The 13,480-nt window shown below is 61.2% G+C and carries 12 protein-coding genes; 11 read left to right on the forward strand and 1 reads right to left on the reverse strand.

Features of this window, described 5'->3' with window-relative positions; genetic code table 11:
* The first annotated feature begins 91 nt into the window (after nucleotides 1-91).
* The 9 genes from LNV07_RS03255 (at nucleotide 92) to LNV07_RS03295 (ending at nucleotide 8,970) form a co-directional block, all read left to right on the forward strand.
* Nucleotides 92-1,348, forward strand: a complete 1,257-nt coding sequence (locus LNV07_RS03255) for a lipoprotein-releasing ABC transporter permease subunit (protein WP_263569715.1) — start codon at nucleotides 92-94, stop codon at nucleotides 1,346-1,348.
* Complete coding sequence (locus tag LNV07_RS03260; RefSeq protein WP_263569716.1) at nucleotides 1,341-2,039, forward strand: ABC transporter ATP-binding protein; 699 nt, start codon at nucleotides 1,341-1,343, stop codon at nucleotides 2,037-2,039. Before LNV07_RS03255 ends, LNV07_RS03260 begins: the two co-directional genes overlap by 8 nt.
* Nucleotides 2,040-2,052: 13 nt before the next feature.
* A complete protein-coding gene (purU, locus tag LNV07_RS03265; protein ID WP_263569717.1) occupies nucleotides 2,053-2,913 on the forward strand; it encodes a formyltetrahydrofolate deformylase in 861 nt (286 codons plus the stop codon).
* Between the two features lie 18 nt (nucleotides 2,914-2,931).
* Nucleotides 2,932-3,753: a TatD family hydrolase gene (locus LNV07_RS03270; RefSeq protein ID WP_263569718.1), complete on the forward strand. Its 822-nt coding sequence runs from the start codon at nucleotides 2,932-2,934 to the stop codon at nucleotides 3,751-3,753.
* Complete coding sequence (locus tag LNV07_RS03275) at nucleotides 3,743-4,267, forward strand: DNA-deoxyinosine glycosylase (protein ID WP_263569719.1); 525 nt, start codon at nucleotides 3,743-3,745, stop codon at nucleotides 4,265-4,267. Before LNV07_RS03270 ends, LNV07_RS03275 begins: the two co-directional genes overlap by 11 nt.
* Nucleotides 4,260-5,057, forward strand: coding sequence for a class I SAM-dependent methyltransferase (locus tag LNV07_RS03280; protein WP_263569720.1), 798 nt, complete (start codon nucleotides 4,260-4,262; stop codon nucleotides 5,055-5,057). The genes LNV07_RS03275 and LNV07_RS03280 overlap by 8 nt, the downstream gene beginning before the upstream one ends.
* Nucleotides 5,054-6,850 (forward strand): GspE/PulE family protein, encoded by a 1,797-nt coding sequence (locus LNV07_RS03285; RefSeq protein ID WP_263569721.1) that lies wholly within the window; start codon nucleotides 5,054-5,056, stop codon nucleotides 6,848-6,850. The genes LNV07_RS03280 and LNV07_RS03285 overlap by 4 nt, the downstream gene beginning before the upstream one ends.
* Nucleotides 6,851-6,986: 136 nt before the next feature.
* Entirely contained in the window at nucleotides 6,987-7,451 is a 465-nt protein-coding gene (locus tag LNV07_RS03290) for a tripartite tricarboxylate transporter TctB family protein (RefSeq protein WP_263569722.1), read from the forward strand.
* A 10-nt stretch (nucleotides 7,452-7,461) separates the two neighbouring features.
* Complete coding sequence (locus LNV07_RS03295) at nucleotides 7,462-8,970, forward strand: tripartite tricarboxylate transporter permease (protein ID WP_263569723.1); 1,509 nt, start codon at nucleotides 7,462-7,464, stop codon at nucleotides 8,968-8,970.
* Between the two features lie 56 nt (nucleotides 8,971-9,026).
* On the opposite strand, the gene LNV07_RS03300 is transcribed toward LNV07_RS03295, so the two are convergent.
* Nucleotides 9,027-9,653 carry a PEP-CTERM sorting domain-containing protein gene (locus tag LNV07_RS03300; RefSeq protein WP_263569724.1) on the reverse strand — a complete coding sequence of 209 codons (627 nt, stop codon included), beginning with the start codon at nucleotides 9,651-9,653 and terminating at the stop codon, nucleotides 9,027-9,029.
* A 247-nt stretch (nucleotides 9,654-9,900) separates the two neighbouring features.
* On the opposite strand from LNV07_RS03300, the gene LNV07_RS03305 reads away from it, so the two are divergent.
* Together LNV07_RS03305 and LNV07_RS03310 are read left to right on the forward strand one after the other, a co-directional pair.
* The gene (locus tag LNV07_RS03305; protein ID WP_263569725.1) at nucleotides 9,901-13,287 is read left to right on the forward strand and encodes an ATP-binding protein; all 3,387 of its coding nucleotides are present in this window, start codon (nucleotides 9,901-9,903) and stop codon (nucleotides 13,285-13,287) included.
* A complete protein-coding gene (locus LNV07_RS03310; RefSeq protein WP_263569726.1) occupies nucleotides 13,284-13,433 on the forward strand; it encodes a hypothetical protein in 150 nt (49 codons plus the stop codon). The genes LNV07_RS03305 and LNV07_RS03310 overlap by 4 nt, the downstream gene beginning before the upstream one ends.
* The last annotated feature ends 47 nt before the right edge of the window (nucleotides 13,434-13,480 follow it).

Here is a 13,480-nt window from a genome sequence, read left to right on the forward strand (position 1 = left end):
GACTGTTTTTTCATTTGCTTATTCGTTTCTCAACAAATCAACGATTTCGCGGGTCCGGCCCTGGGCCCCTTGTCGGTTAGCATCGCGTCCCATGAATTGGCCATATGAATTGCAAATCGGCTGGCGCTACACCCGCGCCGGCAAGGGTGGGCGGCGCAACCGCTTTATCTCCTTTATCTCGGGCGTCTCGGTGCTGGGCATCGCCCTGGGCGTGGCGGCGCTGATCATCGTGATGTCGGTGATGAATGGCTTTCAGAGCGAGGTGCGTGACCGCATGTTGTCGGTGATCGCCCATGTAGAGCTGAGTCACTACCAGGGTCAGGCCCTCACTGACTGGCAGGCGACGGCCGCGCAGGCCAAGCAAAACCCCGCCGTGGTGGCCGCCGCGCCTTTCATCGCCTCGCAGGTTTTGATTGCCAGAGGCGAAGACATGCGCGGCGCCATCGTGCGCGGCATTGACCCGCAATACGAGCCAGCCGTGACGCCGCTGGCCGCCAAGCTCAAGGATGGGCCACTGGCCAAGCTGCAAGCGGGGGAATGGGGCATCGTGGTCGGTGTCGAACTGGCCCATATGCTGGGCGTCAAGCTGGGCGACAAGCTGACACTGGTGGCGCCGAGCGGGAACGTCACACCGGCCGGCGTGATGCCCCGCTACAAGCAATTCACCCTGGTGGGCGTGTTCAACGCGGGCCACTACGAGTACGACAGCGGTATGGCGCTGATCCATGTGGACGATGCGGCCAAGTTCTTCCGGGTCGCGGGTCCGACCGGCGTGCAGCTGAAGCTGAACGATGTGCACCAGGCGCGCCAGGTCGGCAATCAGCTGGCGAACAGCTTGGGTTTCGAGACGAGGGTGCGTGACTGGACCCGCACCAACGCCAATTGGTACGACGCGGTGCAGGTCGAAAAACGCATGATGAGCATCATCCTGACCTTGATCGTTACTGTGGCTACCTTCAATTTAGTCTCTACCCTGGTGATGACGGTGACCGACAAGCAGGCCGACATCGCGATATTGCGCACGCTGGGTGCCAGCCCGCGCTCCATCATGGTGATCTTCATGGTGCAGGGCGCCTTGGCCGGCGTCTTGGGTACCTTGTCCGGCCTTGGGCTGGGCCTGTTGATAGCGCTGAATCTGGACGTCATCGTGCCGGCGATTGAATGGGCGCTGAACGCCCAGTTCCTGCCCGCCAGCATGTACATGATCAGCCATATGCCCAGCGACCCGCGCATGTCGGACATCGCGCCGCTGGTTGGCTTTTCTCTGGCCCTGGCATTTTTGGCCACTATTTATCCCAGCTGGCGCGCGAGTCGCGTCCAGCCTGCTGAGGCGCTACGTTATGAATAGGACCGACGACGTGGTCTTGCAGGGTCTGGGTTTAGGTCGGCGCTTCACCGAAGGCGATCTCGACGTGCAGGTCTTGAGCGGCGTTGACCTGACTGTGCGACGCGGCGAGACGCTGGCGATCGTCGGCGCCTCGGGTTCCGGTAAATCGACGCTTTTGCATCTGCTCGGCGGGCTGGACAAGCCGAGCACGGGCGCGGTCACGCTGATGGGCCGCAAGCTCGCCGAGATGGGTGAGCCGGAGTTGGGGGCCTGGCGCAATCTGCACCTGGGTTTTGTCTATCAGTTCCACCACTTGTTGCCCGAGTTCAACGCGCTCGACAACGTCGCGATGCCGCTGCGCATCCGCCGCATGCCGCAGGCGCAGGCGAGAGAAGTTGCGGCGGCGATGCTGGGCCGGGTTGGCCTGGGTTCGCGCTTGCTGCACCGGCCGGCCGAGCTGTCGGGTGGTGAGCGCCAGCGGGTCGCGATTGCGCGCGCCTTGGTCACGCAGCCGGCCTGCGTGTTGGCCGATGAGCCGACCGGCAATCTGGACCGCAATACCGCGCAGGCGGTGTTCGAGCTGATGCTGACGACGGCGCAAGACCTCGGCACCGCTTTCGTTTTGGTCACGCATGACCAGACGCTGGCGGCGCAATGCCGGACCCATTTGAACCTGGTCGGCGGCACGATGCAAAGCGCCGTCCCCGCCTAATTTGGACCTCACCGTGAACTCACGCTTCATTCTCAAACTCAGCTGCCCCGATCAAGCCGGTATCGTCCACGCGGTGACCGGCGTCTTGGCCGAACAAGGCGGCAACATCCTCAGCTCGGCGCAGCATGGCGACGCCGATCACCAGCGTTTCTTCATGCGGATCGAGTTCGAATGCGCGCCGGCCACCGAGGCGGCCGCGCTGCAAGCGGCGTTTGAGCCCTTGGCGCAGCGCCTGCAGATGGAATGGACGCTGGTCTCAAGCCGGGCCAAAACGCGCGTGCTGCTGCTGGTTTCCAAGCTCGGCCACTGCTTGAATGACTTGTTATTCCGTGTGCAGACCGGGCATTTGCCGATCGAGATTCCGGCCATCGCGTCGAATCACCGCGATTTTTACCAGCTCGCCGCCTCGCACAACATCCCCTTCCATCACTTCCCGCTCTTGAACTCGACCGAGGCCCAAAAGCAGGCGCAGGAGCGCAAGATCCGCGAGCTGGTGGAGGAGCAGCAGATCGACCTGGTGGTGTTGGCCCGCTATATGCAAATCCTCTCGCCCGAGATGTGCCAGTTCTTGGCCGGCCGGGCGATCAATATTCATCACAGCTTTTTGCCCAGCTTCAAGGGCGCCAAGCCCTATCACCAGGCGCACGCTCGCGGCGTCAAGCTGATCGGCGCGACCGCCCATTACGTGACCTCCGACCTGGACGAAGGCCCGATCATCGAGCAGGAGGTGGCACGCATCGACCACAGCCTGGCGCCGGAATCTTTGGTGGCCATCGGCCGCGATACCGAATGCGTGACGCTGGCACGGGCGATCCAGTGGCATGCCGAACACCGGGTCTTGATGAATGGCCGGCGCACGGTGGTGTTCAAGTAGTTTTCACAGCCTGATCCGATGTGGATAGACAGCCATTGCCACCTCGACGCGCCGGAGTTTGACGCCGACCGGGACGCGGTGGTGGCGCGCGCTCTAGCCGCCGGCGTGCGCATGCTGGTGATCCCGGCGGTGGCTGCATTTGATTGGGACAGCGCCCGCGAGCAGGCGCATCGCTACGAATTCGCCTATGCGCTGGGCATCCACCCACTTTTTGTGATGCAGGCCGGCGAGCAAGACCTGACCCTGCTGGCCGGGCAGCTGGAGCGCCACCGGGCCGATTCTCGCCTGGTGGCGGTGGGCGAGATCGGGCTGGACTTCTTTGTGCCGGGCCTGGACGCCGACCGGCAGCAGTTCTTCTACACCGAGCAGCTGAAGCTGGCGCGCCGCTTTGATCTGCCGGTGATCCTGCATGTGCGACGTAGCGCCGATCAACTCTTGGCCGGCTTGGGGCGTATCCCGGTGCGTGGCGGCATCGCCCATGCGTTCAACGGCAGCGCGCAGCAGGCGCAGCGTTTTGTCGACCTGGATTTCAAGCTCGGCTTCGGCGGCACGCTGACTTTCGAGCGCTCACTGCAGATTCGCCGTTTGGCGACCGAGCTGCCCGAGACCGCCCTGGTGCTGGAGACCGACGCGCCGGACATCCCGCCACATTGGCTCTACAAGACCGCGGAGCAGCGCGCCGCCGGGGAGCCAAGGGCCAGGAATGAACCGGCGGAACTGCCGCGTATTGCCGAAAGTTTGGCGTATCTGCGCGGCTGGACGCCGGCGCAGACCGAATCCATCACCGGCGCCAATGCCTGCGCCGCTTTGCCGAAATTGGCTGCCCTGCATGTCGGCTGACGGCTTGCCCCGGCTGCTGGGCCTCAAGCCCCATGTCGCACCCGATGCTAGGCTGCTGGTGCTGGGCAGCTTTCCCGGCGTGGCCTCGCTGCAGGCACAGCAGTATTACGGCCATCCGCGCAATCAGCTCTGGCGTTTGTTGGGTGACAGCCTGGGCTTGCCCCTGGCGGCGGCCGATTACCCGAGGCGGCTGAATCTACTGCTCGAAAACCGGATCGGCCTCTGGGACGTGATCAGCGAAACCCAGCGCCGAGGCAGCTTGGACAGCGATATCCGCGACCCCAGGCCGAGCGATTTGCTGGCGCTGCTGGCGCGGCTGCCGGCGTTGCGGGTGATTGCTTTCAATGGTGCCACGGCCGCCAAAATCGGGCTGCGCCAGCTCGGGCCGGTTGCCGATAACTACAGAATTCTGGCCCTGCCTTCATCGAGCCCGGCCTACACCCTGGCTTATGCAGGCAAACTGGCGGCTTGGGGCGCGATCGCCGACGAACTGAATGACAGCAGCTATGAGTAAAAAAATCAAAAAAATGGCATGGGCCCCGGCCACCTTGTCGGAATTCGACGGCGTGCGCTTTTTGCATCTGGACTCGATCTGGGTGCAGGGCGCGATGCGTATCCGCAAGCCGCAACATCTGGAGCTGGAGTACATCCAGCGCATGATGGTCTGGATGCTTTGGCGCGACAGCGAGGTGCTGCGCGAGGGCCATGCGGTGCAACTCGGCCTGGGCGCCGCCGCGATCACGCGTTACTGCCACAAGGTGCTGCGCATGCAGACGAGTGCGGTGGAGATCAATCCGACCGTCATCCACGCCTGCCGGATCTGGTTCCACCTGCCCGAGGATGACAAGCGCCTGACCGTCTACAACGACGACGCGGCGCGCTGGGTGGCCGATGGCTCGCGGGCGCAGACGGTGCAGGTCTTGAATGTCGACCTCTACGACCATGACGCCGCCTCGCCGGTGCTGGACGACGAGGCCTTCTACGCCAACTGCTATCAACTGTTGGCCGATGGTGGCCTGATGACGGTGAATCTGTTCGGCCGCGATGCCAGCTTTGCACGCAGCGCGGCCCGCATCGCAGCGGTGTTCGGCAGCGATCAGGTCTGGAGCTTGGCGCCGACCAAGGAAGGCAACACCATCGTGGTGGCCGCGCGTGGGGTGGCGGTGCCGGAGCGCGAGGAATTGGAGCGCCGAGCGGCTAATATCGAGGCGCAGTTTGATCTGCCCGCCAGCAAGTGGTTGCGCCTGGTGCGACCACTGCCTTTGAGCATCATCAATCAGCTGAAAGCCGAGCCACAGACATGAGCGCCAAGTCGAAAGCCGATCTCAACCCCGCCGCAGTCAAGTCCGAAGGGCGCCTTGAATGGCGCGCGCTGCTGCGGTGGATGCTGGAGGACGGCTTGATCGACCAGGAACAGGTGCAGCGGACCGAACAGCGTTTTACCGCCGGTGACAGCTCGTTGCATCCCTTGGTGCGTCTGGGTCACGCTGGGCTAAGCCGTATGGGCAGTGGCAAGTCGCTCGATCTGGATGCGCTGACCGAATGGCTGGCCGCGCGCGCAAAGTTGCCCTATTTGCGAATCGACCCGCTCAAGGTCGATGTGGGCCGGGTTTCCGATGTGATGTCGGTCGGCTACGCTGAGGCCAAGCGTTGCTTGCCGATACTGGTCGGGCTGCATGATGTGACGATCGCGACCTCGGAGCCGTTTGACACCGCTTGGGTGGCGCAGATCGAGTCGCATATGCGCAAGCCGATCAAGCTGGTGGTGGCCAACCCGCTGGAAATTTCGCGTTTCACCACCGAGTTCTTTACGCTGGCTCGTTCGGTGCGGGCGGCGGCCAAGGCGGGCGAATCGAGCCAGGTGGCGAGTTTCGAGCAACTGGTGGAGTTGGGGCGCAGCAATAAGGCGCTCGATGCCAATGACCAGGGCGTGGTGCAGGTGGTTGACTGGTTATGGCAATATGCGTTCGATCAGCGTGCCAGTGATATTCACCTGGAGCCCCGGCGCGAGATGGGCGTGATCCGCTTCCGCATCGACGGCGTCTTGCACACCGTCTACCAACTGCCTCCGACGGTGATGAGCGCGATGATCTCGCGCATCAAGCTTTTGGGTCGCATGGATGTGGTGGAACGCCGCCGGCCCTTGGACGGCCGTATCAAGACCCGCAACCCGGCCGGTGATGAGGTGGAAATGCGCCTTTCGACCTTGCCGACGGCCTTCGGCGAAAAGATGGTGATGCGGATTTTCGACCCCGACACGGCGGTCAAGGATTTGTCCATGCTGGGCTTCTCGCCGCATGACAACGAGCGCTGGGAAAAACTGGTGCAGCGCCCGCACGGCATCATCTTGGTGACGGGGCCGACCGGCAGCGGCAAGACCACCACGCTGTACTCAACGCTGAAGCGCCTGGCCACTGACGAGGTCAATGTCTGCACGATCGAGGATCCGATCGAAATGATCGAGCCTTCATTCAACCAGACCCAGGTGCAAACGGTGCTGGATTTCGGCTTTGCGGAAGGGCTGCGGGCCTTGATGCGGCAGGACCCGGACATCATCATGGTGGGTGAAATCCGCGATCTGGCCACCGCCGAGATGGCGATCCAGGCTGCGTTGACCGGCCACTTGGTCTTCAGCACCTTGCATACCAATGATGCGGCGGCAGCGATCACGCGACTGACCGATCTGGGCGTGCCGTCCTACCTGATCAGCGCGACGGTGATCGGCGTGCTGGCGCAGCGCTTGGTGCGCACCTTGTGCAAGCATTGCAAGCTGCCCGACCCCAGCGTCACGCGCGACACGCTCAATGACATGCTCAAGCATTGGCGCATGAATGGCGGCGTCAAGCCGTACAAGGCGGTCGGTTGCCTCGAATGCCGCAACACCGGCTTTCGCGGCCGCGCCGGTCTGTATGAGCTGCTGACGATAGAGGAGTCGGTCAAAGAACACCTGCATCCGACCCCCGATATTTCGGCGCTGCGCCGTCAAGCCGTGCAAGAAGGCTTGCGGCCCTTGCGCCTAGCGGGTGCGATGAAGGTGGCCGAGGGCATGACCACCTTGGAGGAAATTCTGCGCAGCACGCCGCAATGGCAAAGCTAGCTGGTGGAGGGCCGCTGATCAAATTTCGCGGGGAGGGTGATTTTGCCGGCGACGGACCCCTAGGCGTAAGCCACATTAGCGCCGCCCCATATGCTGCCTAGAATGCGCCCTCAGCAGAATTCAAAGAGGGCGAGCAATGAAAATCAAGAGTCAACGTGATTTCTGGTCAGGGTTTCTATTCGTGGCCGTGGGGCTGGCGTTTGCCTGGGGCTCCACCGAATACAGCTTTGGCTCTTCCGCCCGCCCCGGCCCGGCTTATTTTCCGTTCGGATTGGGTGTGCTTTTGGCCCTGCTCGGCGGCATGGTCTTGTTCAAGGCCTTGACGATTGAGACCGAGGATGGCGAGCCGATCGGCAGCATCGCTTGGCGGCCGCTCATCATCATCGTTGCGGCCATTTGTCTGTTTGGGCTGATGTTGCCGCGTCTTGGTTTGGCGTTGACCTTGCCTGCGGTGATTTTGCTGTCGTCCTTGGCTGGGGACGAGTTCAAGTTGAAAGACGCGCTGCTGAATAGTGCCTTGTTGACATTCGGCAGTTGGCTGATTTTTGTCTGGGGTTTGCGACTGGTGATTCCAGTCTGGCCTACGGTTTTTGGTGCTTGAGGGCTAGCGCATGGATCTTCTGAGTAATCTGGCGCTGGGCTTCCATACCGCAATGTCCTTGCAGAACCTGCTCTACGCCTTTGGCGGAGCGGTGCTCGGCACCTTGATTGGTGTGCTGCCCGGTCTGGGCCCAGTCGCGACCATCGCGATGCTGCTGCCGTCGATTTACGCGCTCGACGCAACCCCGGCCTTGATCATGCTGGCCGGCATCTATTACGGCGCCCAGTACGGCGGCTCGACGACGGCTATTTTGATCAATGTGCCGGGCGAATCCAGCTCGGTCGTCACGGCCATCGATGGTTATCAGATGGCACGCCAGGGTCGCGCCGGTGCGGCTTTGGCGGTGGCGGGTTTGGGCTCGTTTTTCGCCGGTTGCGTCGGCACCATCATCATTGCGGCCTTTGCGCCACCGCTGACCGAGTTGGCCTTCAAATTCGGTCCGGCCGAGTACTTCTCCTTGATGGTGTTGGGCCTGGTTGGGGCCGTGGTGCTGGCGTCGGGTTCATTGGTCAAGGCCATCGCGATGATTTTGCTGGGCTTGCTGCTGGGGCAGATCAATACCGATGTGATTTCCGGCACGCCGCGTTTCTCTTTCGACATCCCCGAATTGACCGACGGCTTGGGCTTTGTCGTTGTCGCCATGGGTATCTTCGGCTTTGGCGAGATCATCGCCAATCTGGGCAAGCCGGCCGAACACCGCGAGGTCTTTACGCATGATGTGAAGGGGCTGTGGCCGACCAAGCAAGACTTCAAGGAGGCCTGGCCTTCGGTGGTTCGAGGTACCGCGCTGGGTTCGGTGCTGGGCGTGTTGCCGGGTGGCGGCGCCTTGCTGGCTTCGTTCGCCGCGTATACGCTGGAAAAGAAGATCGTTAAAACCCCCCGCGTACCTTTTGGCAAGGGGGCGATTCAAGGTGTGGCTGGGCCAGAAGCGGCCAATAACGCCGGTGCGCAGACCAGCTTTATTCCAATGTTGACGCTGGGTATTCCGCCCAATGCGGTGATGGCTTTGATGGTCGGGGCAATGACGATCAAGGGCATTCAACCTGGACCTCAGGTGATGGTCAGTAACCCTGAGTTGTTTTGGGGCCTGATCGCGTCGATGTGGATAGGCAATTTGATGTTGGTCGTTCTGAACCTGCCCTTGATTGGAATCTGGATCAAGTTGCTGACGGTGCCCTACCGCTTCTTGTTCCCCGCCATCGTGACCTTCTGCAGCATTGGCGCCTACACGCTTAGCAACAATAACTTTGATGTCTTCATGACGGCGGTCTTTGCCCTGGTCGGCTATATGTTCTACAAACTCAGCTGTGAGCCCGCACCCTTGCTCTTGGGCTTTATCCTGGGGCCGATGATGGAGGAGAACTTGCGCCGCGCGCTGTTGTTGTCGCGCGGCGACTGGGGTACCTTCATGTCACGGCCCTTGTCTGCCGGGCTCTTGATTGCGGCCTTGTTGATGGTGGTAGTGGTGATGCTGCCCTCCATCAAGAGCAAACGCGAAGAAGCTTTCCAGGAGGAGTAAAAAAAAGCCAGGCACTCGACCTGGCTTTTTTCTTTTCGGCTTGACGCCGCGGTGTCTTAGCCCTGCGTTGGGTGCTTGCGCCTAACCCTGCCGGTCCAGGCGGTCAAGCCGGCCAGCCCCGTCAACCACAAGGCGTAGGAGGCGGGCTCCGGAACCTGTGCGATCAGGCTGGCGCCATAGCCGGTTTGGGCGACGCCCAGGTCCTGAGTGCCGAAGACGTCGATCCACACGCAACTCTGTACCGGGCAGGGTTTGACGACCGAGAAGCTGCCGCTACCCGAGGCTTGCTTGCCGTCAGCACTGATCTCAAACAGCACGGAGTTGCGATTCCCCAGCTCGTCGTAGGAATTGAAGGCGACGTTGGTGAACAGCACGCTGCCGGTTGCGAACACCACGGTCGAATTGAATTGATAGTTGCCGGGCGATAGCAGGCTGACGTTGATGTTCCATGTGTCAAAGAACGCTTGCGTGGCGAAGCTTCTTGCGTCGCTTGCTTCGAACGCCTGACCGGGCTTGGAGGTGTCGCCCCGCCCGAAGCCGTCCAGCTGATAACCACCGTTTGGCGCCGGATTGAAGATGGCGGTGTTGTAGATGGTTACGCCAGCGGCTTGCACCGCGTTTGCGCAGCAGGCACAAAGTGCCGCGATGGTCAGCGCTTTGGCTGCGAAGGCATTGTTCAGCATGAGAGTTCCTGGATGAACCATTGCTTAAAGTGGGAAGGTTGCCACAGGGCGGTGCCTACGGTCTACCCCTAATTTTCAGACTCGAACGCAGGACGATGTTTTTCGGATACTCTTGCGCAGCGAGCATGTGCTGCAGACTCTTCTGCCGCCCACGCCCAGAGGCCAAATTTCAAACTTTGTTCCGCTTTGAGCTGACTTGGTTTTGTCAGCGCAAGGACCGGAATTCTCCTTCTTTGAAGCCCAAGGCATGAGTGAACTCGAGCAGATCAAGGCAGGCATTGCCGCGCTGGAGGCGCAGCGCAGCGTGCTTGGGGATGCGGTAGTGGAGGTGGCGGTGGCGGCCATGAACGCCAAGCTTCTTGCCTTGCGTTCGCAAAATGAAGCCGTTGCGGCGGCCGTGTCGCAGCCGGTGCAGCAGTTGAAACAGGTGACGGTCTTGTTTGTCGATGCGGTGGGCTCCACGGCAATGGGGGCCCGGCTTGACCCCGAAGATATTCAACTCGTTATGGACGGCGCGCTGCAGCGATTCACCAGGGTGGTGCAGCAATTCAAGGGTCGTGTTTTGCAATATGCGGGCGATTCATTGCTGGCCGCCTTTGGCGCGGACGAGTCGCATGAGGATGACCCTGAATCGGCGGTTCGAGCGGGCTTGGCCATTCTTGACCAAGCCAGTCAGCATGCGCAGGCGCTGCGACAAGAGCACGGCATTACCGGTTTCAATATTCGAGTCGGCATCAATACCGGGCCTGTATTGCTGGGTGGCGGGGTGGATGCGGAAGGAAGCATTCGCGGCGCTGCGGTCAACATCGCGGCGCGCATGGAGCAAACCGCGCCACCCGGTGGTTTGCGCATTAGCCACGATACCTATCGCCATGTGCGCGGGCTCTTCAAGGTCAGCGAGGAGGCGCCTTTGCAGGTCAAGGGTAGTGCGCAGGCGCTGCAGACCTATCTGGTCTTGAGCGCTCAGCCGCGCGCGTTCCGGGTTCGCTCACGAGGGATTGAGGGCGTTGAAACGCGCATGGTGGCGAGAGAGGCGGAGCTTGAACAGTTGCAGGACGCGTTTCGCAGCTTGAGCGAACGGGCCGGCTTGGTCTCGGTGCTGGTGGTGGCGGAGGCCGGGCTTGGCAAGAGCCGTTTGCTGTACGAGTTCGAGGATTGGGTGGAGGCGCAGGGCAAGCCGGTATTCTTGCTCCGAGGTCGAGCCGACCCGCGTGCTCAGCAGCGCCCTTATGGCATGTTGCGCGACATGATCACCTGGCATTTGCAGATTTCCGAGGATGACAAGGCCGAGACGGCGAGCTTGAAAATTGTCGAATTTGCCCGGACCTTGTTTGAAGATGGTGTAGGTGGCGGCGCCTTGAGCGGTGAAGTGCATGCGCATTTGCTTGGACAGTTGATCGGACTTGATTTTTCGGACAGCCCGCATGTGCGCGGCATTCTTGATGATGCGAGGCAGATCCGCAATCGCGCGTTCCATGCTGCGGCTCAAATATTGCGCGCCTTGTCGGCGCGCGACGGAACTCCGGCCCTGCTGCTGCTGGATGATTTGCAATGGGTTGACGATGGCTCTCTGGACTTCATCAACTATTTGCTGCAGGTCAACCGGGACGCGCCTTGCCTGGTGTTGTGCCTGACTCGGCCGGCCTTGTTCGAACGTCGATCGGATTGGGTCGCCGTTGAGGCTGTTCATCAGCGGATCGATCTGCAGCCGCTGGATCGACGTGGCAGCCGCGAGTTGGTCAATGTCTTGCTGCAGCGGCTTGAGCATGTGCCGGCGGCATTGCGCGAGCTGATTACCGGTGGGGCGGAGGGCAATCCCTTCTATATGGAAGAGTTGGTCCGCATGCTGATTGACGACGGCGCGATCCAGATTCAAGGCGAGCGCTGGGAGCTGATTTCCGATAAGTTGCTGGCCGCTCATGTGCCGCCCACCTTGACCGGTGTTTTGCAGGCGCGCTTGGACAGCCTGCCGGCAGCCGAACGATTGGCCCTGCAGCAAGCCTCCGTGATCGGCTTTGTGTTCTGGGATCAGGCACTGGCCGCGCTGGATATGAATTCTTTGCAGCCACTTGAGGCGCAAGTCCAACATGGTTTGGTGGTACCACGCCCGCATGCTGCCTTTGAGGGGCAAAGGGAATATGCGTTCAAGCATCAGATCCTGCATCAGGTCACCTATGACAGCATGCTGAGGCGCAATCGGCGTGAATACCATGCCAAGGCCGCAGCTTGGTTGGGGCAGCTGAGTGATCAGCGAGCGTCGGAAACACTGGGGCCAGCGGCGGACCACTATGAGCGGGCCGGCGATGCAGCCAATGCGCTGGCTTTTTTTGTGCGCGCAGCCGAGGATGCGGCAGCACGTTTCGCCAATCAAGCCATGCTGGCCTATGTGGCTCGCGCCTTGCCTTTGGTGCCCGAGGGTGACGCCTTGTCGAGGTGGCGACTGATCGCCTTGCGCGAGCGCTATTTGTTGAACCAAGGGGACCGTGCCGTCCACGCCGCCGACTTGTCGGCCTTGGATCAAATGGCCGAGCAGCTGGATGACGACGACAAGCGCATGGATGTGGCTCTGCGACGAGCCAATGTCTTTCGGGCAATGGGGGACTTCGCTGCTGCGGCGGACGCCGATCGGCGAGGCCTCTCGATATCAATCAGGCTACCGGAAAGTCGCAGAACGGTCGCGCTGCGCAATAGCTTGGCTACGTCCTTGACCGGCGAGGGGAATTACACGCAGGCGAAGGAAGTGGCTGAGCAAGGGCTGACGATGGCCCGCAAGATGGGCGACTTCGGAGGTGAAAGTCGGCTCATCAATGCACTCGGATTGATCTCGATGGAGCAGGGCGACTTGCCCGCTTCGGCAGAGTATTTTGAGCGCGGACTCGTGATGGTTCGCGAGTCTTGCGACCGGGCGGTGGAGGGCTTGCGCTTAAGCAATCTGGGTTCGGTCTATTCCAGGTTGGGTGAGTACGCGAAAGCGCGTCTTTGTTTGGACCAGGGGCTAAGCATCGCCCGCGCAGTTGGCCAGCGAGCTACCGAGGCTGTCGTCTTGCTAAATATTGGCTCGGTAGCTCATCTGCAGTTTGATGACACCAGCGCATTGGCCTTTGCAAGCATGGCCTATGACGCGGCGACGGCCAGTGGTCAAGCCGATTTGGCGGCCTATGCGCGGCTGGTGGCCGGCCACGCCGAGCTCGGCTTGGACAGACTGGATTCGGCTCGGCAAGCCTATGCAGAATCGCGAAATCAACTGCAGGGCCTCAAGATGCGTCCCCAGCAGGTATTGGACCCTGTTTCCGGTCTTGCCCGCGTTGCCTTGGCTCAAGGGCAGCGGGCCGAAGCGCTGGCTTATGTGGAAGAAATTTTGCTTCATATGGCTGCAGGCGGCAGCTTTGATGGCGCCGAAGAGCCCTTGCTGCTGCCCCTGACGTGCTACCAAGTCTTGCTTGCGGTCGACGATGAAAGAGCCATTCATGTGCTGGCCAATGCGCATGCCGAACTTCAACTCACGGCGGCGCGCATAGGCGACGTCAGCGCACGCCAGGGGTTTTTCGAGCATGTGCCTCACAACCGCGCCATCATCGAGGCATGGTTGCTGCACCAGGCAACGGCGGCCGGCGCATTTCAATCAATTGTTTGAAAATCGTACCTGTTGTTGAATTCGGTGCTACAGTAGTGGGCTTCGCTGCTCAGGTCTATTGCCCGGGCAGCGGCGGAATCGGTGAGAAAGCAGTGCAGAAAAGAAATTTTGAAGCACTTGACGGATTTGAAGAAAATCAGTCATAATCCCGCTTCTGCGCTGCTAGCGACTTTTGAAAAGAAGTGTTGGCGGC

Source organism: Roseateles oligotrophus (assembly GCF_025717515.1).
In the GTDB taxonomy this organism is placed as follows: Bacteria; Pseudomonadota; Gammaproteobacteria; order Burkholderiales; family Burkholderiaceae_C; genus Paucibacter_A; species Paucibacter_A oligotrophus.

Excerpts from the sequence above, each read along its gene's own strand:
- LNV07_RS03255 (WP_263569715.1), top strand. The coding sequence starts at position 92 with ATGAATTGGCCATATGAATTGCAAATCGGCTGGCGCTACACCCGCGCC.
- LNV07_RS03260 (WP_263569716.1), top strand. The coding sequence starts at position 1,341 with ATGAATAGGACCGACGACGTGGTCTTGCAGGGTCTGGGTTTAGGTCGG.
- LNV07_RS03270 (WP_263569718.1), top strand. The coding sequence starts at position 2,932 with ATGTGGATAGACAGCCATTGCCACCTCGACGCGCCGGAGTTTGACGCC.
- LNV07_RS03275 (WP_263569719.1), top strand. The coding sequence starts at position 3,743 with ATGTCGGCTGACGGCTTGCCCCGGCTGCTGGGCCTCAAGCCCCATGTC.
- LNV07_RS03280 (WP_263569720.1), top strand. The coding sequence starts at position 4,260 with ATGAGTAAAAAAATCAAAAAAATGGCATGGGCCCCGGCCACCTTGTCG.
- LNV07_RS03285 (WP_263569721.1), top strand. The coding sequence starts at position 5,054 with ATGAGCGCCAAGTCGAAAGCCGATCTCAACCCCGCCGCAGTCAAGTCC.
- LNV07_RS03290 (WP_263569722.1), top strand. The coding sequence starts at position 6,987 with ATGAAAATCAAGAGTCAACGTGATTTCTGGTCAGGGTTTCTATTCGTG.
- LNV07_RS03295 (WP_263569723.1), top strand. The coding sequence starts at position 7,462 with ATGGATCTTCTGAGTAATCTGGCGCTGGGCTTCCATACCGCAATGTCC.
- LNV07_RS03300 (WP_263569724.1), bottom strand. The coding sequence starts at position 9,653 with ATGCTGAACAATGCCTTCGCAGCCAAAGCGCTGACCATCGCGGCACTT.
- LNV07_RS03305 (WP_263569725.1), top strand. The coding sequence starts at position 9,901 with ATGAGTGAACTCGAGCAGATCAAGGCAGGCATTGCCGCGCTGGAGGCG.